The organism is uncultured Subdoligranulum sp., assembly GCF_963931595.1.
Taxonomy (GTDB): Bacteria; Bacillota; Clostridia; order Oscillospirales; family Ruminococcaceae; genus Gemmiger.
The window spans coordinates 222,026-241,525 of the sequence record NZ_OZ007030.1; the positions used below are offsets into that span (position 1 = coordinate 222,026).

Below are 19,500 nucleotides of genomic sequence, written 5' to 3' on the forward strand. Positions count from 1 at the left end.
GGAATGCCCGTATCTGTTTTTTGTCGGAAGAATTATGGTGCGAGGACAAGGTCCTCTCAATTGGCATACCCATTCACCACCAGCTGGGTGGTGGATTTGGCCGACAGAAAAAGGCGCCAGCACTCCCCGTCATCCGTCGCCGTCACAAAGATTTCCAGGCGGTCGCCGTTGGAAAGGTCGATCCTGGCGTCGCCGAAGCGGTTCATCCTGGCGGCAACGACGGTCACATGTTCGAGCCCTGCAAACCATTTCTGCGCCTTTTCATCAAATAGATTGCCGCCCCGGACATCCCAGTCAAAATGATTGTAGTCAAAATCTGCCGCGGCCAGTTTGCCGGTGGATGGCGCATAAAAGTCCAGGCTTCCCAGGAGCATTTTCCCCTTTTCCAGGTTTATGATCCGCCAGGGACATTGCACATGCAGGGAATAGGTCCCCACGTGTTTTTCTCCGCTGATTCTGTCGGGAACCACCACATCTTCCCCGAAATGAAGGTCCAGCATATTCGCCGCCCGGCCGATGTAATACACCGGCTGCCCGATCAGACGGCTGATGGGGCACATTTCTTTCTTTTGTTCACACATGGTTATCCTCCGTTGCAGGGTGCGACCTCTTCACAGAATGGCAGCTGCGCCTTCTATCTGGCGTGGGTGTCGGGAGCTCCCGGGGTGGGTGAAAGCGGCGTTGCGCAACCGATGCACGTGCTGACCAGGCAGCGCTTTCTGAAATTCATATACATCACGCTCCGCAAACCCGTGCCACCGGGAGAAGACCCGGTATACACCGCCCCCGTCCGTCCCGATCATAGAAGAAAATACCCGATGGCGCCATCGGTGTACTGGTTTATGTCGCTGCCCACCCACAGGCTTTCGCCCTCCCGGAGTTTGTGAAAGCGGATTTCTGTACGATCCTCATCACAGGAGAGAATCATGCAAAACCGGGCCTCCGGCTGCATGCACTTGAGTTGGAGTGCCCATGTCTCCAAGGCCAATAACGCGATTTCAAATCCCTGCTCCTGGGACAGCGCTTCCTCAAAAAAGCAGTCGATCCGCGTTTCGGTGTTGCAGGCTTCATAATCGGTCTTGTCGAAACATATCTCCATGGCCCGATCGAAGGCGGCATCCAGTTCTTCAGCCGGCATTTCCGACAGGATGACACAGTCCCGCACCGCTCTGAACGGGGGAAACAACAGCTCCCGCAGCGCGGATACTTTTACGGACGGGATATTCAGCTGCCCGTCGCCGCACTGGCGGAGCAGCTTTTTCATGCTTTCGTTTGCAATCCAGTTCATGGCATTCACCTGTGATGGTTGGTCCATTGAAAAAGGGGCCTATGGCAGACTTCAGGAATCGCTGGCCGCCGCACCCGGGGCCTTTTGATTGGATACGCCGAAGGGGTCCGGCCAGAAATCTGACAGATTGAACCCATCTGCCTTCTCTTCGGGCGGATCTTGCGCATACACATCCAATCCCAGCTCCAGCAGTTCCCCCGGCTCAAAATCTTCCCGGAGGTTTCCTTCTGTGTCCCAGGCAAGCAGCGGCAGTAGCTCTTCCTCGGTGCGGTCGTACCGGACAAAGGTCAGCGGAAGATCATCATCAGAAAAAAGAGGATATTTGAACCCATCTTCAAAGGTCTTTTCAAGTGTAAAATCTGTGGTGGTATACGCGATGTATCCTCGCCATAAGTATTTGTCGGGCTCGATCTGGGGTGTGAAAATCGTTTCTGAAGAGTACGCTTTGCTGAAATCAAGGAGCGCGCCCTGCGTCCCGTTAAAATATACCATGGTGATGGGAAGAACTTTCCCGTTCAGTTCGATTTCCCCATAGGAATAAGACCGTGACTCTCGCTTTGTCACGGCGATGCAGGCGCGGGCTTCTTCACAGACCCATACGCTGTTGAGAAAGTTATAGGGCTTTTTTCGGTCAGTGCATCCCGTAAGCTCAAAAGCCGCTACGGCGCCCAGAGCCCATACCAGGCGTTTATTCCTGTTTGAAAAGAAACCTGTATACAAAAGTGGATCCTCCTGAATCTGCCTGGGGCGTCGGGGAAAACTCTCCTCGTTTTACAAAAAAAATCCGGGAACCGGCCTTCCTTACTCGGCGGGCGTCCGCTTCCAGCCCGTCTGTTCCATCTTCCAGAACATCTTTTCCGCCACGACCCAGGTGCCAGCGTCCTTCCCCGGGTCAGAAAGGTCGATGCTGCCAAAGGACGCATCGATCCGGGAAGTATGAAAATCTGCCCAATAGAAAAGTCCGTCCCGGCGCAGGAGGGTACAGTCGTAGATGATGGAATCATAGCGCGGCGGGCGGGGAAACAATTGGAACAATGCAATCTCTTCAAAGCGCAGGTGGATGGTGTTGCGTCCGCCGCCCAGGATTTGCTGCTGCAGGGTAATGGTCAGCTGGCTGTGGGTATTGATGGGGTGCATCGCGCCGCTTTCCTCCACACAGGTGTCGGGGGTGTACACCGCCTGGACGATACAGCTGTCGTGCAAGGACTGTACAGCTTCCAGAAATTGCTCGCAATCTTCGGCACTTATGATCTCGTTCCAGTTCACAGAATCACATCCTTTCCAGGGCGGATGCATAGGGGCTGCATCCTGCGGCCAATCCATACAAGGGCGCTGGCCCGCGGTGAGCACGATGGCTTTTGGCCGCACTTCCGGGAGTTGCGCCGATGCGTTTTTATGGGTCTGAAGATTGCCAGCCCGGATGGGCGGCGCACCACGCAGCCGCCTCTTTCTCGGCGGCCGCCAGCTGTTCTGCGTATTCCTCCTCACCCACAGTTTCCAGCAGGACAAGGGTCCTGGAAAAATCAAAGCCATAGCGCCGGCCGAAATCCTGCAAGAAGGAAATGACCCGTTTTATAAAGGTATCACGGCACAGGTCGCCGTCCCGGTGGGTATCCTCCCATTCCGCCAGGTCTGCCCTGTCGGCGGGAATCCCGTCCGCGAAGATGCCGGGGTTCAGGGCACCAAGCAGGGCGCCCAGGTCGTCCTCCTGACAGTGTGTGTAACAATATTCCAGAAAAAGAAACAGCAGCCAGAACTCTTTCGGGTAACGCATAGGTCCCTCCTGATCGCCCGGTGAATCGTTACTTCTATTGTACATGGGGGCCGGCCATCCTTTCAAGAAAAAAGCCGCCCGTTTGTCCTTTTTTGCAATCGCATATCTGCCAAAAATACCATGGCGTTTTTGGGCAACCTGCTGCTTGCCCGGCTGTCCCGGAGCCGGTACACTATAGATAGAGCCGATGCAGGCCCGGGAAAGGAGGCTGTCTATGTTTACACTTAAACCTCTCTGCCAGGAAGGGCAGGCCTATGTGGAAGAGCAGCTTCTTCTGCGCGGGTTTGATAAGCGGGGCAAGCTGTTTATCCGGCGCAGCGGAGTGATTGTATCCACAGTGTACCCTTGTTGGGAGCATGGACAACTGGAAGATTATATCATAGGGATTTGGCCGATTTGGTGGTGCCCGGACACAATCGCAATGCTGCGCGGGGGCAACGGTATGCAGTGCCGGGTGAACGCTAGACGCATTACACACGGGAGTATTCCCGAGCCCACGCCGGAGTATCCGTTCCGCAAAATAACAAAAATGTCCTATCCTTTACTGAACTATTACCTGCGCGGGTTCCCTGAGGATTCTTTGCGCCAACAGTTCGGCGCGGATTTCCAGGAATTGCGCTGGGAGCATATTCAGGAAGTTCTGGATTGCACGCTTTTGGCACCTTTGGATTATCGGGCAACCTATGAAGGGGAAAGGGCTTACTACACCTATTTGCGGCAGACAAGGCACTTCTTTAGTGTGCGCAATTTTCTTATGTATGAAAAAAATCTCTCTGCCTTACAGCAAGATATCAAAATGGAACAGAAATTCCGGGATGAATGCCTGCGGCAATACGGGTTTTATCTGGATACGTATGAAAATAAGTACCAGCAAGCCCTGCCGATTCTGGAGGCTGCAGAATCCGGCGACTGGGGCCCCGCCGAACAATACCTGGCCGAAAAGAGCGCCGGGGCGCTGGCCCTGCTCAAACGCTACCACGTGGAGGACAAGGGGCCTTACCCGGCAGCCTATGCCCGGCGGCGCTATGATGCGTAAAACGTGGCGTAAACAGAAGTTCCTGCCCGTGCGGCGATGCCGGTTCAGCTGTTTGCCGGAGCGGAGGGGACTTTGGTGGTTCCTCGGAAGAGATTGGCCCAGAAGTCCGCAAGGACTGACCCGATATCCTTTTTGGGATTTTCTTCCGCAACGGACAAACCAAATTCCAGCAGTTGACCCGGTTCGAAACCTTCTTTGAGATGATCTTCTTCATCCCAGGGAAGCAATGGCAGCAGTTCTTCCTCTGTGCAGTCGTAGCGCACAAAGGTCAGCGGCAGGTCATCATCGGAAAACAGGGAATACTTGCCGTCCTTTTTAAATGCCCCGGTATCGGTCTTTTGTAAGGTGAACTTTTTGGCGGCGTATGCGATGTCTCCTGCCCACAGATATTTCTCGTCAGGAAAAGAAGGCTCCCAGACGGTTTCTTCGGAGTAGGCTTGATAAAAGTCGAAAATGGCTCCCGAGTCCCCGAAGTGATAAATCATGGTTATGGGAATGACCTGGTCGTCGATTTTGACTTCTCCATAGGAATAGGATTGTGGCGTTGTCACAACAACGCAGGCACCTGTTTCCTCATTGACCCAGACAGAATTCGGAAAGTCATAAGGCTTGGATCTGGAAACACAGCCAGTCAAAAAAAGCACTGCCAGCAACAAGAACAAAGATGTTCTCCTGCAAAGTCTGGTATTGTACGCCGGATCCATGCACAAACCTCCTGGTCCCTGACGAGTTTGCTGGTGAGCCGTCAGCGGTAGCGCAAACGGGCAAATTCGTATAGATAAAAGCAAATGTATCCGCGTTTAAAGAGCGCCCTACTGTCCCGTGTGGAAACGTATTCAGAGCGAATCGCTGGTGTTCTCCACCTGTTCTCTGAATGCCTGCAGGAGTTCTCCCAGTTTTGTACAGTCTCCGGCTCCCACAAAAACGCCATCAACAATTTCATACGTTATCCAGTCAGAGATTCCCCGGTCCTTTTCCACCTTTTTGAGCGTCAGGTTTTCATATTTTGTTTCCTTCAAGTCAATACAAACACGCCACCCTGGATTGTCAAGGGTTTCAATTTTTATTCCGTAGAAATTTTCCCATTGGTCATTACAGTTCTGGTGATACCATTCTTGCAGCCATAAAACCAGGTCCATTCCTTCGCTCCTTTTCTTCCATCAGGTACAGGCGTAACACTTTCTGCTGCTGGCGGACCGTTTTCATCATAAGTATAATTGCTCTGTTCTCCTTTGAAAACAGCACTTTACATTGCAGGAACAGGGCGCGAACTTCCCGGCACCATTCGTTGAGACGCGCCCCGCAAAGCAGCAGGTCACGGCAGCAATGTGCGAATACGGATACCTTTCGTCACGGTTGTATTTCCCCTGCCGGGCTCTGTAATTTCCGGGCTGATACACCGAAGGGATCCGGCCAGAAATCCGACAGGTCAAAGTTGAACCACTGGATTTTCCTTTTGGGAGGATATTTTTCCAGCAGGTCCTGTGTCAATTCCCACAGCCCGCCCGGCTGGAAACCTTCTGTCAGATTGGCCTTCGCATCCCAGGGAACCAGCGGCAGCAGATCTTCCTCCGGCACATTATACCGCACAAAGGTCAGCGGCAGATCCTCGTCGGGAAACAGCGAATACGTCTCCCCTTCATCGGCCTTTTTGAGTATGAACCTGTTTGTGTGGTACTCGACTCTTCCTTTCCATAAATTGCGCTCGGGCTCCATCTTGTGCGAATAAATGGCATCCGGCGAATCCGCTTCATAAAAGTCGCGGAATCTCCCGCTGTTTGCAATACCGTAAATCATCGTGATGGGAATAACACCCGCCTCTGTCTGGATCTCCCCGTACGAATACCCGAAATCTTCCTGCTTTATGACCGCTACACAGGCCTTTTCCTCTTCGCATACCCAAATGGTTCCGACGAAATTGAATGGCTTCTTGGATTCCGTCGGGTCACAGGCTGTCAGGAAAAATCCTGTCGCGATTGCCAGGATCAGCGCAAGGAGCCTGCGTCCTATTTTATGGGTGGATACAATGCTCATATCCAAACTCCCTCCTATTCGCGGCAATAGTCACCTGGGCATCATGATTCTTCCTCGTTGCAGAAACCGTCCGGTATCTTGTTTTTGTGATAGGATGGGTCCGCTGCAAGCCATGTATAAATTTCCTGCCGTTCCTTTTCTACCTTGTTTTCGCTCATTTCCAGCCAGGCAATATAAAATCCGACCCGGTTTATAATGCATTTCGTGATGATTTCCAGACCGTCACTTGTATAAAGATAGCGGGTGTCTTTTTGGTCTCCCAGAGTACCCACACTGATCTTGTAGTTATGAAGATAGTAACTGACCAGAGCAAGTTCTTCTCCCGTTTCTGCGCAAGGCTCAACATCCGAAGCGCCGTGAAACAGTACGCGACACTTTATGGAAGTCTCTTCGCCGTTGAGGCTTTTAGGAATCCTGCAGGAGAGGCAAACTCTGCCTTTTACGCAGAATTGCTCGGTACGGCAGGGAAGATTTTTGACAGTACATTGTGCTGGCTTTCCATTTATGAACAGGGCTGCAGTGCCCCACTCGGCTGAAAATTGCTCTGACATAGTATTTCCCTTCCTATATTTTCCCGGATCGAACATCCCAATCCCCTTCCTTGTGAGGAGGCGGCCTTTTCACGAGACGATTGAACTGATTATACATATAGTCTACACGCTTATTCTTGGAGGTATCAAGTACCAAGCTGCCCAAAGAATCGCAGGCAGAATTGGTGAATGCATCAGTAACGGGTAGATAATGGCATCAAGTGAAAATGCAAAAAGATAGCGGCTGGTTTTCCTGAATGGAAAACCGGCCGCTGACATGATGGGAGGTCAACACAGTACATAAAGGGCAAGTTGCTGATTCACGGAGGAATACGTTACATTAACTACCCTATGACTTTGTGTCTGACACAGAAGGCGGAACTTTTGCCTCCCATTATAATCCTTTGTATTGTTCCAAAAACTCCACCACGGACATGTGTTGTAAATTGAATAGAATTTCCTCATCCTTTTCCCACCAGGTGTCTCCCAAATACTTGCATCCTTCTGCATATCCCCAAGGGACAAGATTTTTATACAGGGTATACACCTCAAAATCAAACCGATACAAGGTAATGTGTGCGCCTAAAACTACCCCGGCCCTTGAGCTTATCAAATACATATGCAGAAAGGAGTCACTTGGGGTACCGTTTTGAAAGGCTTGATATTCTTCAAACAAATCATTGTATGTGCGCTTATCTTCTTTGAAAATCTTTGTCAGCAGCCCTTCCTTTCCTAATCGACGAACCGTATCGCTCTGTGTCTCTTCGTCACGCATTTCATACGTTAGGGAAGACGAAACACACTTGACAAGAGCATTTCTGATAATAATCTGTTCCAACTTATTCCCCCCCATGTTCTATGGATTCTAAAGCCCTGCTTTTTGCTGCATGGATTGATAGGATTTCCGCCAATAGGGTGACTGTCGAAATGCCAACCTTCGGCTTTGTGTTGCGTGCGAAATGGGTAAAATATGCTATGCGGCGGGCAGTTTTTCGCTCCGACTGGGGTAAATGGACAGGCAGCGGTAGCCGTACAACTCCCGCAGCTCGTCTACGGTCGTGCTTTTCAGTTCTGCGACGCCCTCCAGTACATCATTCGGAATCTGTGCCGTATCACCGATCAGGCGATAGGGCTGCCCCTCGTGAAGTTCTTCGTAAATAGCTAGCGGGTCATATCCAACCAAAATCAAATAGGGCGTCTGATCGCTCGTCACGACTTCATAGTAATAATGATCCAATTGTATCGGTGCCCGTGTTTCGTGATAGCACCAGTCAGAAACCCCCACCGCATCGACATAAACATTCTGCCATGGGAAGCCGAAGTTGTGTGCGTAGCGCTCGATCTGTTTCTGCATGGGGGACAGAGGCGGAGGCGGCTGGAAATCGAGATAGATGCCGTAGATAACGCCTGCCACAATAGGAGCCGCCAAAATAGGCGAAATGACCAGAAATATTTTTTCCCAGCGCCTGAGGCTATTCCAAAATTTTCTCATCCCTATCACCTTCCCTACAAGTGGTGGTCTTTACACGAGCAGGTTCAACTGATTATACATATAGTCTACACGTTCGTTCTTGGCGGTATCAAGTACCAAACTGCCCAAAGTATCCAAGGTAAAATTGGCAGGCCCTTTGACGATGCGGCCCTTCGCAGTTCTGGCAGAACCATTGCAGCAGTGTTCCCTTTCATCGAAAGAAGAATTTCGAGAACAATAACCCGTTATTCCCGGATTGCTTTTCTCAAAATTATCTGGCTTGTCGATGGACAAAAGGACCGTGTCGTGCTATTTTAATTACAAATACCGAATGAAAAGGAACACAGCAACAATGGCAGAATATCTTGCACCCGGCGTATATGTGGAAGAATTTGATTCCGGCGTCAAAGCCATGGAAGGCGTGGGGACCAGCACCGCGGGTTTCCTGGGCTTAGCGGAAAGAGGCCCCGTCACGGGCCGACCTGTCCTGCTCACCAGCTTTGCTGAATACCAGCGGCGGTTCGGCGGCTGTCTCCCGGAACAGGAGTACGGCTCCTGCCGCTTCCTGCCCAACGCGGTGGAGCAGTTCTTCACCAACGGCGGCAGTACCTGCTACGTGATGCGGGTGGCGCCGGAGGACGCCGCCATCGCACAGAGCGCGGAGGGCCCCGTCCAGGTGACGGCCCGGGACCCCGGCGCCTGGGCCAACACCATGCAGGTGTTGCTGACCCGCTGTGTGCGGGCCCGCACCCAGGTGCTGGCCACCCAGGGGGACGGGCGGTATCAGCTGAAGAATGCCGCCGGATTCCGGGCGGGGGACATCCTGGCCTACCGCAGCGGTGACACCGTCAGTTACCATAAGGTCACATCTCTGACCGGCAGCGTCATCACCGCCGATCCGGCCCTGCCCGACGACGCCGTGGATACCGACCCGGTGCCCCGGCATACGGTGGAGGCCTGCGGCGTGGACCTGGCCATCCGGGGCGGCGGACAGGAGGAGGCCTTTGCCGGCTGCTCCCTGAACCCGCTGGCGCCGGACTACCTGCCCGCCGTGACGGAAAAATCCACCCTGGCAGCCCTGACCCTGACGGTGGAGGATAAAACCGATGATCTGCTGGTACTGCTGGGCGCACAGGCCGGGGACACCGAACTGCGCATCGGCCTGGCAGGCGGCGCCAACGGTACGCTGGACGGCATCAACGCCGGCGTGTTCAACGGCACCGACGGCGGCCCGGGCAAGCGCACCGGCATCGAGGCCTTCCGGGAGATCAGCGATGTGTCCATCATGGCGGTGCCCGGCGTCACCGACGCCAGTGTCCAGGCCAAACTCATCGCCCACTGTGAAAAACTCTCCAACCGTTTTGCCGTGCTGGACGCTCCGCTGGACTGCACCTCGGTGGACGCCCTGAACACCCACCGCAGCGCCTATGATACCTCCTACGCCGCCCTCTACGCCCCCTGGGTGCAGGTGTATGACCCGCTGCTCAAGCGGCCCACCTACCTGCCGCCCTCCGGTTCGGTGTGCGGCATCTACGCCCGGGTGGATATCGAGCGCGGCGTCCACAAGGCCCCCGCCAACGAGATCGTCAAGGGCTGCACCGGCCTGGCCGTCCAGTACAACGAGGCGGAACAGGGCAAACTCAACCCCAACGGCGTCAACCTGATCCGGGCCATCCCCGGCCAGGGAATCCGGGTCTGGGGCGCCCGAACCTGCTCCAGCGACGGAAACTGGAAGTACGTCAACGTACGCCGGCTCTTCATCTTCCTGGAGGAGTCCATCCGCGCCAACACCGGCTGGGTGGTCTTTGAACCCAACGACGAATCCCTCTGGAGCCGGGTCAAGGGGACCATCTCCCTCTTCCTGGAGACCCAGCGCCGCAACGGCGCCCTGATGGGCTCCACCCCCGACCAGGCCTACTACGTCAAGGTGGGCACCGCCACCATGACCCAGGACGATATCCGCGGCGGGCGGCTGATCTGCGAGATCGGCGTTGCTCCCGTGCGTCCGGCGGAGTTCGTTGTCTTCCGTATCACCCAGACCACCCAGAGCGCCACCTGAGGAAAGGAGACCCGCACCATGGCAGAAATCATCTATCCGTATAAAAAGTACAACTACAAGGTCCTCATCGACGGGAAAGGGGAGGCCGGCTTCAGCGAAGTGTCGTCCCCCGACATCACCTCCGACCTGGTGGAATACCGGGAAGGCAACATGGCCGGCAAGACCCCCGGCAAACAGCCCGGCATCCTGAAGTATTCCAACGTCACCCTCAAGTGCGGCACCACCGAGTCCCAGGTCTTTGTGGACTGGATGAAGGAGATCCAGAACGGCAAGGCCCCCGCAGGACGGTGGTCATTACCCTGATGGACGATGAAATGAAGGAGGTCGCCTCCTGGCAGCTGGAAAAAGCCTGGCCCACCAAGTACGCTGCCCCCGACTTCAACGCCACCAGCAACGAGGTGGCCATCGAGAGCCTGGAACTGGTCTGCGAAGGCATCACCCGCACCAAGTAAGGAGGAACCGCCATGGAATTGCAGACTGTCTATCCCTTCCGCCTGCCCAAAGGCTATCTGGACGCCGAGGGCACCCTCCACCGGGAAGGCCGTATGCGGCTGGCCACCGCCGGGGATGAACTCGGCGCCCTGCGGGACCCCCGCGTCAAAGCCGAGGAAAGCTGCCTCAACGCCGTGGTGCTCAGCAAGGTGGTGGTCTCCCTGGGAACCCTGCCCGCCGTCACCCCCGAAATCATCGAAGGGTTGTTTATCTGCGATATGGAATTTCTGCAGAATATGTACGACACCATCAACAAGTCCGAAAAGCCCCAGATCCGGGTCACCTGCCCCCACTGCGGCCGTCAGTTCACCCATACCCTGAAGTTCGATGGGGTTGTGTGAAAGAACCTTCCCCCGAGGCATTTTCGAATCGCTACCGGTATGTTCCACAAAACAGGACAGGGCTCCGAATTATTCTCGTGAGCCCTGTCTTTTATTTTATGGATGGACTTTACGGCAGGCTGCTCTCCAGCGATCAATTATACAACTTATCGTATAAATCACTCCTAGGATTACCGTAATCTATGGTACACCACGTACAGTTTTTTGTGTCGACGACCACGTAATAAAGTATCGTGCGGTAAACCGGCAATTCTGTTGAACACTTGAAGTAAAGATACCGATCATTGATGAATTGCACAATTGGTTCTACCGATGAAAAGTACCAATCGACCTCCCGCAATCTACTCCATGGAACAAGCTTTACGAACGCTGATCCTTCTTTCATCATTAGGCCAGTAAATGCAGCTGCATACAGTCTGCCATTTCCCGTAAAAATGTACGGCACATTTTCTATCGTCACGCCATTATCGGTCAAGCATTGTGTGGGGTATCGCTCTTCGTCCTCGCGCCTTGCCTGAAGATAGTGTATGCCGTCCGATGTCACAGCAAACTTGTATGGCAATTCTGCAATTTGCTTTGGAAATCCCTTTTCAATCTGTACTGGAGGGATGCCATCCGAGAAATCCACGATGGCGATCGAGGCGGTTTCTCCATCCACATAGGCAATATACAGTTTTTGACGATCGCAGACCGCTTGACAAGGTGTGTTTTCCGCAACGATCGACCGCAAATCAAAGACAAAGAGCTTACCCTGACTGACCGCAACGGCCCAGGGATACCGTATCCGGGTTTGCTCCGTTACCGGTAATGAATCCGGCAGGTCGGTTACACCACTCTCTAATGGATACCGATTAACAGAGCGAACTTGGTCGTCAAGAGTGGCCGTGACCAGCCGGACCGTGCCGTCCTCCCCGATCCCGACGACGAGCCTTTCCAGCGCTGTGACGGCTTGCTGTTCGCTTTTTCCCATCCTATGGGAATTCGCGATCCCGACAAGCAGAAGAATCAGCGACAGGGCTGTGCAGCCGAATGCAAATATTATAGGCCATGGATTCTTCCGGCCTGTCTTGTTGGTTTGAAAACATCGAAGTATACCCGTCATGCTCTGCACCTCTTTGTTCTGCTCCATCCGACCCGCTTGCAGGATTCCATCATATCCGGGAACAGACGGCCCCACACGCATCCAAGCGGCCTTCCCGCAAAAGGGCCGGGGTGGGGAAGCGTTCAATCCATCCCGTTCCGGAAAGTCCTCTCATCCTCAAACCCCACAAGGAGGCACCGCAGGTCCTCGTGGGTAATGCAGATCAGCCAGCGATAGCTCTCGTCGAAAACATAGCCGTCAATAAATTCCCACGGTTCGAGCTGGTTCAGATAGTCACACACCTCGGCAAAGGTGGTTTGATAGGTTTCCCCGCAGCGCTCTTCGTAAAAGAATACCGGCCCTGGGATAGACAATTTTTCCACTTCGGAAAATTCTCTGCAAAGCGGCCTAATCCGCAGGCAGTTCCATAACCGGTCAGAGGTAAGATCGTATTCCTTCGCAAAGGCATGGATGAGTTTTGATCTGTACACCGGGGAGTTCTTCTTCTCGATGCAGATGCCATGGATAAACTGACGCATGGTTACTCCTTTTAAAGTCAAACAGGTCTATGGCATCCGTTTGTGCCTTGCCATCCGCCTCAGAATCAAACGAAGCCCTGTTCCTGTTTCTCTATGATATACACACAATCCATGCCATTTCTCTTTTGCGCAACAAAGGTATCCTCCGGAAAGACCTGCTCCACAGATAAAGCAAAGTCATTATTAAACTTATCCAATTTCACAACTTTCACCAGCCGGCTCTTCTCAAAGAACAGCAGCCGTATCTGCGTATCCATGTCGCCCATGGGAATGGTAAAATCCAGTCCGTATTTTTCCTTCAGTTCATAGCCATCGCTGTACGGCTCGTGCGGGAGATAAAGCGAATCCCATGGAAACAGAAACATCTCTTTCATCTGAAAAGGCGTGCCGCTTTCTGCCGCCCGCCCGACTTTGAAACGCCAGAGAACAGCATCGAAAAGGCCGGTTCGCCCCAGCAGGAAGAGGCCTTCCAGCAAGAGGAAAGCCACGAAGACGCCGAGCAATATCCCTTGATGCTTCTTTATGCGATTCAACAATGTTTCCCGCCGCCCTTCCTGCGAAAAATAGTCTGCGCTTGCCAAAGATTCACTCTATCTATAGTCTACACGTTGGCTCGTGCCCGTTTCAATTTCCAAAATGCCCAAACTGTGGCGGGCAAAATTGGACAGGTTCCCGGGACTGGTCCAGGTTGAAGGCTCCCTGCCCATTGCGTTAGATGTAAATTCTTGGCTTTGGTGTTGAAGAAACTCTTTTATATTGATACACTGGATTTATAAAGGAATATAGGGGAGGCGATGACCGTGAGAACCGGCAAGAAAATGGGGGCCCTTGCAGCCCTGTTGTGCGTCTGCCTGTTGGTGGGGTGCGGTGACGCCTCATCCTCCGCCGCGGCCCCGCAGCCGTCCGATACCGTCAGCCTTTCCCAGGAAGCGCCCTCCACCGATGCGGCCCCGCAAAGCGAACCGTCCCCGGAACCCGAGAACACACCGTCCACCGATGCAGCGCAGGAACCGCCCCTGTCCCAGCAGGATTTGCAGGTGCCTGCCCCGGATTTTCTGCCGGAGGACCTGCAGATGCTCTACCGCTGCGCCTACAAAATGATGATCATCCGCATCGGCACCTATGCCATCGATGCGACCAATTTTTTCCCCTGTGACACGCCGGACACCAGCCTGACCTATTGGGATCAGCTGACCATTGACGGAAAATCCTACGCACCCGCCCTGAACCATTACCAGAGCTGGGACCTGTTTTACACTACACTGGACAGCATCTTCACAAAAGAGTTTCTGGAGACCAGCTATCTGTCCTCGGACGGTACCGTCTATTTCCGCCCGGTGGATGGGCGGCTGTATTATCTGCCCACCGAACGTGGTTTCGCTCCGGCATACGATCAAGATACAACCAAAATGGATTTTGTCCTTTTGAATAAAACCCCGGACCAGATCGACATCCAGGTCACCGCCACCTATGCCGTAGACGAAAATGCCAACCAGGCCTTCCGCCAGGCGTGGCTGGATGGACTCGTCTCCAACACCGAAACCTACACCATCTCGCTGCAGCGGCAGGAAAATGGCTGGCGCTTTTCTCAGTTTGACGTTCCCTTTTGACGGCGGGATCCGCTTCCTCCAGGAGGTATCGCATGAAAAAACTGTCCCTGCTTTTGGCGTGTGCATTTTTGGCGGCCGGTGTCAGCGGCTGTGCTTTCGGGCAGCCGGGGGAGGAAAGCAGCTCCTCGGCGGTAGTTCCTTCCGGGGAAGCGTCCGCGGGGGGAGAGGAATCTGCGCCCACAGCATCGAGCGCTGCTTCTGTTCCCTCGGCGGCCACCGGGGAGCCCCCAGCCCAAGCGGCGCCGGACACCGAAGCGTGGGAACAGCAGGCGGTGGTTCTCACCGATCAGATCGTCAGTTGCTGCCTGCAAACTTTCGATGAAAGCGCCGGTGTCACAGCACTGGACGGACGGGAGATCTTCCAGTTCATCGCCACAATCAGCCGGTATCGGGAGGAGCCGGGCTATCCCTATGGGGACGCCGTGACCATCACCGAGCCGGATTCCCGGAATCCGAACCTTGTGGCCCATGTCGCCGAGGCGGAGGCGCAAAACATCGCGTACCAGCTGTTTGGCGTGGCGGACTGGTCCTGCGATGCGCCCGACTGTTATGACGGTTCTGTGCCGGAATACCACTTCAATCTGGAGGCGGGCCTGCCCGTTTCGCCCTATTCCGCCCAGGAGGCGACGGCCAAAATGGAAGGGGATTCCGTGACGGTCTCCTTCCGTCTGACGGATTCCGACAGCTTTGCCGATGCGGCAGGGGACGGGAGGAAGGATTTCGGGCCGTTCCAGGCAGTTTACCGGATCATGTCGGAGGAGGGCAAGACCTTTTTGCGGTTCCAGGGGATTTCCCCGATGCAATAAAGGCGTCCTCTGCACCGGACGAGGATACGGAAAGGAAAGCAGGCTCCGACGACACGGGAAAACGCACCTTCAAAGAGGGCCTTGTCTATCCCATGGATAGAACTGGGATTGCCAATGACGGAAAGGAGCTGACCTAAAACGATCAGATACGGGCTTCCGATTGCCTCGGAAGCCCGTACCTGGTTTTATGCGGCCGTCGTTGGGAAGACCAATCCCGGCGTCACCGAAGCGGTTCGTTCAGTGCCCGGTTTACTCCTCGGCGGAGGGACCACAAAATTCCTCTTTTCGGCTTCACTGAGCCGGGCCAGTGCCAGCTTTTCTATGGCCACATCCCTGCACAAAATCTCAAGCCGGGCAATTCCAAAATCAAGACCGCATTGGTATAAGGCATGGGAGCCATACATCTTTTTGGAAATGTGGATATCCTGGATAAAGTAGTCGATTTGCCCATAGGTATAAAATTCCGGCTTCCATTTGCTTTTTTCCAGCTGGCCGACCTGTTCGTCAGCATGGGAAAAGTCCAGGCGGTAGCATTCGGTAAAGGTGTATTTCACAACGGTACGGCAGTCATATTCGTGATACAGATACACTTTACTCAAAAAATGTTCGGCGGTGATTCCCAACACTCTGGCCTCGTAATAATCATATTGCCCTGCGATTGCATTCTTATCGCCGCTATCCATTGGATTCATGAAGGTCACCCCCCCGTTATGGCCTGGTATGGAATCACCCGGAAATGTTTTTATCTGGCGGAGCAGGTCAGGCAATGCTTTCGGAAGTTCATATACATCACGCTCCGCAGACAGTGGATAGGAAAAACGACCTTGCCGGCGGTTTCTCGGCGGCAAAAAGGGCGATGCTGCCAAAGGACGCATGAAAGTCCGCCCCGGCGCAGGAGGTCGCAGCCGCAGAGGATGGGACCACAGCCAATGAATCGTTACTTGTATTGTACACGGGACCCGGCCCTCCTTGCAAGGAAAAAGACGCCCGGCTGCTGTTTTTGCAACCGCATAACTGACAAAAAAGTTGTGCCGTTTTTGGGCAATCTGCTGCTTGCCCCTGCTGTCTCGGAACCAGTACACTATAGATAGAGTTGACAGCAACCCAGGCGGGACGGAAAGGGCAGGTGAACGGTGGGATGCAAAAGGCGGTGCTGGCCGCGACGGCGGTGGTCCTGGTGGCTTTGCTGGCCTTTTGGGGAGTGTGGACAGCACAGCGACGGGCTGCAGCTGCCGACGCCAACGCCCGGCAGGTGCAGGAGTTGATGGAGGAGGCAAAAAGTCTGGACCTGCCACCAGACGTAGAGCCGGAAACTGTGGAGATCTGCCACCTGCCGGTGACGGCGCGGACGTGGGAAACCTATGTGTTTGTCACTGTCCGTTCGGACGCCTCCTATGAAGAATTGAAAGCACAGCTGGAAACACCGCCACGCTATCCTTCCGAAGGGGCCACGCCCTTGAAGGTGCTTGCCTGGGAAACCTATCGCCAGGCGGACTGGGTTTCCCGGAATGCCACGGCGGAAACGGCCGGAAGTGCTGACCGCTGGGTGTTGAGCTGGTATGTCCTCACGGCAGACAGCACCGACCCGCAGCTGCGGGAGGGAGTGGCGGCCAGCTGCACGCTGTCATAAGGAGAAAAAAGGAAGGAGGCTGTCCATGCTTACGCTGAATCCGCTTTGCCAGGAAGGAATGGAGTATGTGGAAGAGCAGCTTCTTCTGCGAGGGTTTGATAAGTGAGGCAAGCTGTTTGTCCGGCGCAGCGGGCCCATTGTGGCGACAGTGTACCCTCGTTGGGAACATGGAAATGTAGAAAATTATGTTATAGGGTCAGAGCCGATTTGGTTTTGTCCTGACCTGATACAATTGCTCGACTGCGAGATAATGTTTCATGTACGACTTTTCTGACAATTATAGGGCGCATGGCAGCGGGGACGGTTCCGGCGCCCACCCCGGAGCATCCATTTCGCAAAGTGACGAAAATTTCCAATTCATCATTGGAATGGTATTTAAGGCACGGCACACCAGAACTATTGCAGCGCTATTTTGGAATCACCCTTGAACCTTTGCGCTGGGACATAGTACAGGAGGTTTTAGATTGTACCTTTTTTGCGCCGCTGGATTTTTTGGCAACGTATGAGGGAAACCGTTCCAGAGCAGAGTTTATGACGCAGAGGTATCATAACCTCGGACATATCATGGATATACGGTATCATTATTTGTACGAGAAAAACCTTCTTGCGTTCAAAAATAATCTGCTGGAAGAAGAACAGCTTCTCAAAGAAGCCGTTCTCCCAAAGAGGAACAATCCCAAAGACTGTGATTCAATCTACTGGCGAGATTTGAAGGTTCTGCAAGCCGCAGAAAATGGCGACTGGGGCCCTGCCGAACAACTTCTGGCCCAAATGAGCGCGGGCGGGCTGGCCCTGCTCAAGCGCTACCATATCGAGGACAAAGGCCCCTACCCGGCAGCCTATGCCCGGCAGCGCTATGATGCGTAAGATGGGGGCGGCTCCAGCGCCGCCGTGACGCTTCCCTGCGGCGGGGGCCGCAAGTCCGCCCTGTCTGACCGGATATCTTTTGGGAAAAATTTATTGCCGGAACGGTACATGCAGCGCATTGGTCTGCATGATCCGAAGGACATTGGCCGAAACCTCGAGCGCCTGCATCTGACCGTTTGCGTCCAGATAAAATCCTCCCGCTTCTTCGGCGCTGCCCACGCATACGATCTCCTCAATCCATGTGGCATCCCCGCCATGGAGCAGCCCCATTTCCTCCGAGATATTCAGAAGATTGAGCTTGATTTCCTGGCCGGTTTCTCCGTCCACCACTACAACATTGACGGCGCTGTTCTTGGTCCGTTCCTGCCAGCGGGAGAAGACGGCGGAGGATTCCGGCATATCCTTCAGGAGGATGCGGGGCAGGGAACGGGCCACGTTGAAGGATCCCAGCACCATCACACCATAGATGGCGATCAGCCCGATGAGAAAGCAAACCATATTTTCCAGAAAGTCATTTTCCGCTTCGCCCGCAACGGCGCGGATGATCCCGCCCGTCAGTTGGGTGATCAAATAGTATCCCACGGGAATGAACAGCACGAGATCCGTAAACATGATGGCTTCATTTGTCAAATCGGAATACAGCATGGCCCGTCACCTCCCTTGTGCCGCGAAAATCGTCACGGGGTGTCTGCGAAAGATACATTTCATTTCTATTCTACACGTTTGCCCGTAGGCATTTCAATTCCCATACTGACCAAACCCTGCGGCAAAAAATTGGAGGGGGGCGGCGGCCGGTCCCGCTCTCTTCCGTTTGACTGATTGCAGCCCGGCGCCGTGTATGGTATGATGCTATTGGAAAGTGAGGCGATACTGCCATGCCCCTGCAGATTGTACGCAACGATATAACCAAGATGAAGGTGGACACCATTGTGAACGCCGCCAACGAGAGTTTGCTGGGCGGCGGTGGCGTGGACGGCGCCATCCACCGGGCGGCCGGGCCGGAGCTTTTGCAGGAATGCCGCACCCTGGGCGGCTGCCGGACCGGACAGGCCAAGATCACCAAGGGCTACCGGCTGCCGGCCCAGTATGTGATCCACACGGTAGGCCCCGTCTGGCGGGGCGGCAGCCACGGCGAACAGGCACTGCTGGTGTCGGCCTACCGCTCCTCCCTGGAACTGGCCCTTGCCTGTCACTGCGAGACTGTGGCCTTCCCGCTGATCTCCTCGGGGGTGTACGGCTACCCCAAGGACCAGGCGCTGCAGGTGGCGGTGGATACCATCGGGAATTTCCTGCTGGACCATGAGATGACGGTGTACCTGGTGATCTTCGACCGGGCGGCCTATACCATCGGCAACAAGCGCTTTGCCGACATTGCTGCCTACATCGACGACCGCTATGTGGCCGAACATACCGCCCCTGAGGAAGCGTACCGCCAGTCGGTCCTTTTCGCCCCACCGATGGCGGCGGAACCCTGCCGGGCGGTGCCCGAAGGACTGAACCAGGCGCTGAGCCGGCTGGACGAGAGCTTTTCCCAGATGCTGCTGCGCAAGATCGACGAGCTGGGCATGACCGACGCCCAGTGCTACAAAAAGGCCAACATCGACCGCAAACTCTTCTCCAAGATCCGCTCGGACGTGCACTACAAGCCCTCCAAGCCCACCGCCATGGCTTTTGCGGTGGCGCTGGAACTGCCCCTGGGGGAGGCCCGGGAACTGCTGTCCAAGGCGGGGTTTGCCTTTTCCCACGCCAGCAAGTTCGACATCATCGTGGAGTATTTCATCGCCCACGGGAACTACAATATTTTTGAAATCAACGAGGCTCTCTTCGCCTTTGACCAGAGTCTGCTGGGCGGCTGAATGTCGCCCGGCAGGCGACCAAAGCCCGCAAAAATCCCCCTATACTGTGATTGTAAGCCAGACAAACACAGTACAGGGGGTATTTG

Annotated in this window: 24 protein-coding genes and 1 pseudogene; 9 read left to right on the forward strand and 16 right to left on the reverse strand. The window is 54.5% G+C overall.

The genetic code is table 11. The features are described from left to right. Nucleotides 1-56 precede the first annotated feature (56 nt). The 5 genes from ABGT73_RS01085 to ABGT73_RS01105 form a co-directional block, all read right to left on the reverse strand. Nucleotides 57-581, reverse strand: a complete 525-nt coding sequence (locus tag ABGT73_RS01085) for a hypothetical protein (protein ID WP_346668004.1) — start codon at nt 579-581, stop codon at nt 57-59. Nucleotides 582-799: 218 nt separating this feature from the next. After that, nucleotides 800-1,288, reverse strand: coding sequence for a hypothetical protein (locus ABGT73_RS01090; RefSeq protein WP_346668005.1), 489 nt, complete (start codon nt 1,286-1,288; stop codon nt 800-802). Nucleotides 1,289-1,339: 51 nt separating this feature from the next. Further along, nucleotides 1,340-2,008, reverse strand: coding sequence for a hypothetical protein (locus tag ABGT73_RS01095; RefSeq protein ID WP_346668006.1), 669 nt, complete (start codon nt 2,006-2,008; stop codon nt 1,340-1,342). Between the two features lie 81 nt (nt 2,009-2,089). Continuing rightward, nucleotides 2,090-2,554, reverse strand: coding sequence for a hypothetical protein (locus ABGT73_RS01100; RefSeq protein WP_346668007.1), 465 nt, complete (start codon nt 2,552-2,554; stop codon nt 2,090-2,092). A gap of 127 nt (nt 2,555-2,681) precedes the next feature. Next, nucleotides 2,682-3,062, reverse strand: a complete 381-nt coding sequence (locus tag ABGT73_RS01105) for a hypothetical protein (protein WP_346668008.1) — start codon at nt 3,060-3,062, stop codon at nt 2,682-2,684. Nucleotides 3,063-3,276: 214 nt separating this feature from the next. On the opposite strand from ABGT73_RS01105, the gene ABGT73_RS01110 reads away from it, so the two are divergent. Further along, entirely contained in the window at nt 3,277-4,098 is an 822-nt protein-coding gene (locus ABGT73_RS01110; RefSeq protein ID WP_346668009.1) for a hypothetical protein, read from the forward strand. Nucleotides 4,099-4,142: 44 nt separating this feature from the next. Here ABGT73_RS01110 and ABGT73_RS01115 read toward each other — a convergent pair whose 3' ends face one another. The 6 genes from ABGT73_RS01115 to ABGT73_RS01140 all read right to left on the reverse strand — a co-directional run bounded on the left by ABGT73_RS01115 (nt 4,143) and on the right by ABGT73_RS01140 (nt 8,154). After that, nucleotides 4,143-4,802, reverse strand: a complete 660-nt coding sequence (locus tag ABGT73_RS01115) for a hypothetical protein (protein ID WP_346668010.1) — start codon at nt 4,800-4,802, stop codon at nt 4,143-4,145. Nucleotides 4,803-4,934: 132 nt separating this feature from the next. Next, entirely contained in the window at nt 4,935-5,237 is a 303-nt protein-coding gene (locus ABGT73_RS01120; protein ID WP_346668011.1) for an immunity 53 family protein, read from the reverse strand. Nucleotides 5,238-5,448: 211 nt separating this feature from the next. Then, nucleotides 5,449-6,132 (reverse strand): hypothetical protein, encoded by a 684-nt coding sequence (locus ABGT73_RS01125; protein ID WP_346668012.1) that lies wholly within the window; start codon nt 6,130-6,132, stop codon nt 5,449-5,451. Nucleotides 6,133-6,173: 41 nt separating this feature from the next. Further along, complete coding sequence (locus ABGT73_RS01130) at nt 6,174-6,683, reverse strand: hypothetical protein (protein ID WP_346668013.1); 510 nt, start codon at nt 6,681-6,683, stop codon at nt 6,174-6,176. Between the two features lie 373 nt (nt 6,684-7,056). Beyond that, complete coding sequence (locus ABGT73_RS01135; protein WP_346668014.1) at nt 7,057-7,500, reverse strand: hypothetical protein; 444 nt, start codon at nt 7,498-7,500, stop codon at nt 7,057-7,059. A 135-nt stretch (nt 7,501-7,635) separates the two neighbouring features. Next, nucleotides 7,636-8,154 carry a hypothetical protein gene (locus ABGT73_RS01140; protein WP_346668015.1) on the reverse strand — a complete coding sequence of 173 codons (519 nt, stop codon included), beginning with the start codon at nt 8,152-8,154 and terminating at the stop codon, nt 7,636-7,638. Between the two features lie 331 nt (nt 8,155-8,485). Between ABGT73_RS01140 and ABGT73_RS01145 the strand changes: the two genes are divergently transcribed. The 3 genes and pseudogenes from ABGT73_RS01145 (at nt 8,486) to ABGT73_RS01155 (ending at nt 11,025) form a co-directional block, all read left to right on the forward strand. After that, entirely contained in the window at nt 8,486-10,192 is a 1,707-nt protein-coding gene (locus ABGT73_RS01145; RefSeq protein ID WP_346668016.1) for a phage tail sheath family protein, read from the forward strand. Between the two features lie 18 nt (nt 10,193-10,210). Further along, nucleotides 10,211-10,644, forward strand: a pseudogene (locus ABGT73_RS01150) (phage tail protein). A 12-nt stretch (nt 10,645-10,656) separates the two neighbouring features. Beyond that, nucleotides 10,657-11,025, forward strand: a complete 369-nt coding sequence (locus ABGT73_RS01155; RefSeq protein WP_346668017.1) for a phage tail assembly protein — start codon at nt 10,657-10,659, stop codon at nt 11,023-11,025. Nucleotides 11,026-11,158: 133 nt separating this feature from the next. On the opposite strand, the gene ABGT73_RS01160 is transcribed toward ABGT73_RS01155, so the two are convergent. From ABGT73_RS01160 to ABGT73_RS01170, 3 genes are all read right to left on the reverse strand, one after another. Continuing rightward, nucleotides 11,159-12,154, reverse strand: a complete 996-nt coding sequence (locus ABGT73_RS01160; protein ID WP_346668018.1) for a hypothetical protein — start codon at nt 12,152-12,154, stop codon at nt 11,159-11,161. Nucleotides 12,155-12,249: 95 nt separating this feature from the next. Continuing rightward, on the reverse strand, nt 12,250-12,645 hold the full coding sequence (locus ABGT73_RS01165; protein WP_346668019.1) for a hypothetical protein: 396 nt from the start codon (nt 12,643-12,645) through the stop codon (nt 12,250-12,252). Nucleotides 12,646-12,710: 65 nt separating this feature from the next. Next, nucleotides 12,711-13,226: a hypothetical protein gene (locus tag ABGT73_RS01170; RefSeq protein ID WP_346668020.1), complete on the reverse strand. Its 516-nt coding sequence runs from the start codon at nt 13,224-13,226 to the stop codon at nt 12,711-12,713. Between the two features lie 219 nt (nt 13,227-13,445). Here ABGT73_RS01170 and ABGT73_RS01175 point away from each other — a divergent pair, with 219 nt between their 5' ends. Then, complete coding sequence (locus ABGT73_RS01175; RefSeq protein ID WP_346668021.1) at nt 13,446-14,255, forward strand: hypothetical protein; 810 nt, start codon at nt 13,446-13,448, stop codon at nt 14,253-14,255. A gap of 32 nt (nt 14,256-14,287) precedes the next feature. Then, nucleotides 14,288-15,061, forward strand: coding sequence for a hypothetical protein (locus ABGT73_RS01180; protein WP_346668022.1), 774 nt, complete (start codon nt 14,288-14,290; stop codon nt 15,059-15,061). Between the two features lie 185 nt (nt 15,062-15,246). On the opposite strand, the gene ABGT73_RS01185 is transcribed toward ABGT73_RS01180, so the two are convergent. Next, complete coding sequence (locus tag ABGT73_RS01185) at nt 15,247-15,936, reverse strand: hypothetical protein (RefSeq protein WP_346668023.1); 690 nt, start codon at nt 15,934-15,936, stop codon at nt 15,247-15,249. A gap of 263 nt (nt 15,937-16,199) precedes the next feature. Between ABGT73_RS01185 and ABGT73_RS01190 the strand changes: the two genes are divergently transcribed. Both ABGT73_RS01190 and ABGT73_RS01195 read left to right on the forward strand, forming a co-directional pair. Continuing rightward, nucleotides 16,200-16,691, forward strand: a complete 492-nt coding sequence (locus ABGT73_RS01190; protein ID WP_346668024.1) for a hypothetical protein — start codon at nt 16,200-16,202, stop codon at nt 16,689-16,691. Between the two features lie 339 nt (nt 16,692-17,030). Further along, a complete protein-coding gene (locus ABGT73_RS01195; RefSeq protein ID WP_346668025.1) occupies nt 17,031-17,558 on the forward strand; it encodes a hypothetical protein in 528 nt (175 codons plus the stop codon). Between the two features lie 90 nt (nt 17,559-17,648). Here ABGT73_RS01195 and ABGT73_RS01200 read toward each other — a convergent pair whose 3' ends face one another. Next, nucleotides 17,649-18,203 carry a hypothetical protein gene (locus ABGT73_RS01200; protein WP_346668026.1) on the reverse strand — a complete coding sequence of 185 codons (555 nt, stop codon included), beginning with the start codon at nt 18,201-18,203 and terminating at the stop codon, nt 17,649-17,651. Nucleotides 18,204-18,433: 230 nt separating this feature from the next. On the opposite strand from ABGT73_RS01200, the gene ABGT73_RS01205 reads away from it, so the two are divergent. Further along, the gene (locus tag ABGT73_RS01205) at nt 18,434-19,414 is read left to right on the forward strand and encodes an O-acetyl-ADP-ribose deacetylase (protein WP_346668027.1); all 981 of its coding nucleotides are present in this window, start codon (nt 18,434-18,436) and stop codon (nt 19,412-19,414) included. The last annotated feature ends 86 nt before the right edge of the window (nt 19,415-19,500 follow it).

Bases quoted from the DNA above. Each gene is read 5' to 3' on its own strand.
- ABGT73_RS01085 (WP_346668004.1), bottom strand. From the start codon at position 581: ATGTGTGAACAAAAGAAAGAAATGTGCCCCATCAGCCGTCTGATCGGG.
- ABGT73_RS01090 (WP_346668005.1), bottom strand. From the start codon at position 1,288: ATGAACTGGATTGCAAACGAAAGCATGAAAAAGCTGCTCCGCCAGTGC.
- ABGT73_RS01105 (WP_346668008.1), bottom strand. From the start codon at position 3,062: ATGCGTTACCCGAAAGAGTTCTGGCTGCTGTTTCTTTTTCTGGAATAT.
- ABGT73_RS01110 (WP_346668009.1), top strand. From the start codon at position 3,277: ATGTTTACACTTAAACCTCTCTGCCAGGAAGGGCAGGCCTATGTGGAA.
- ABGT73_RS01115 (WP_346668010.1), bottom strand. From the start codon at position 4,802: ATGGATCCGGCGTACAATACCAGACTTTGCAGGAGAACATCTTTGTTC.
- ABGT73_RS01120 (WP_346668011.1), bottom strand. From the start codon at position 5,237: ATGGACCTGGTTTTATGGCTGCAAGAATGGTATCACCAGAACTGTAAT.
- ABGT73_RS01125 (WP_346668012.1), bottom strand. From the start codon at position 6,132: ATGAGCATTGTATCCACCCATAAAATAGGACGCAGGCTCCTTGCGCTG.
- ABGT73_RS01130 (WP_346668013.1), bottom strand. From the start codon at position 6,683: ATGTCAGAGCAATTTTCAGCCGAGTGGGGCACTGCAGCCCTGTTCATA.
- ABGT73_RS01140 (WP_346668015.1), bottom strand. From the start codon at position 8,154: ATGAGAAAATTTTGGAATAGCCTCAGGCGCTGGGAAAAAATATTTCTG.
- ABGT73_RS01145 (WP_346668016.1), top strand. From the start codon at position 8,486: ATGGCAGAATATCTTGCACCCGGCGTATATGTGGAAGAATTTGATTCC.
- ABGT73_RS01155 (WP_346668017.1), top strand. From the start codon at position 10,657: ATGGAATTGCAGACTGTCTATCCCTTCCGCCTGCCCAAAGGCTATCTG.
- ABGT73_RS01160 (WP_346668018.1), bottom strand. From the start codon at position 12,154: ATGGAGCAGAACAAAGAGGTGCAGAGCATGACGGGTATACTTCGATGT.
- ABGT73_RS01165 (WP_346668019.1), bottom strand. From the start codon at position 12,645: ATGCGTCAGTTTATCCATGGCATCTGCATCGAGAAGAAGAACTCCCCG.
- ABGT73_RS01180 (WP_346668022.1), top strand. From the start codon at position 14,288: ATGAAAAAACTGTCCCTGCTTTTGGCGTGTGCATTTTTGGCGGCCGGT.
- ABGT73_RS01185 (WP_346668023.1), bottom strand. From the start codon at position 15,936: ATGCGTCCTTTGGCAGCATCGCCCTTTTTGCCGCCGAGAAACCGCCGG.
- ABGT73_RS01190 (WP_346668024.1), top strand. From the start codon at position 16,200: ATGCAAAAGGCGGTGCTGGCCGCGACGGCGGTGGTCCTGGTGGCTTTG.
- ABGT73_RS01200 (WP_346668026.1), bottom strand. From the start codon at position 18,203: ATGCTGTATTCCGATTTGACAAATGAAGCCATCATGTTTACGGATCTC.
- ABGT73_RS01205 (WP_346668027.1), top strand. From the start codon at position 18,434: ATGCCCCTGCAGATTGTACGCAACGATATAACCAAGATGAAGGTGGAC.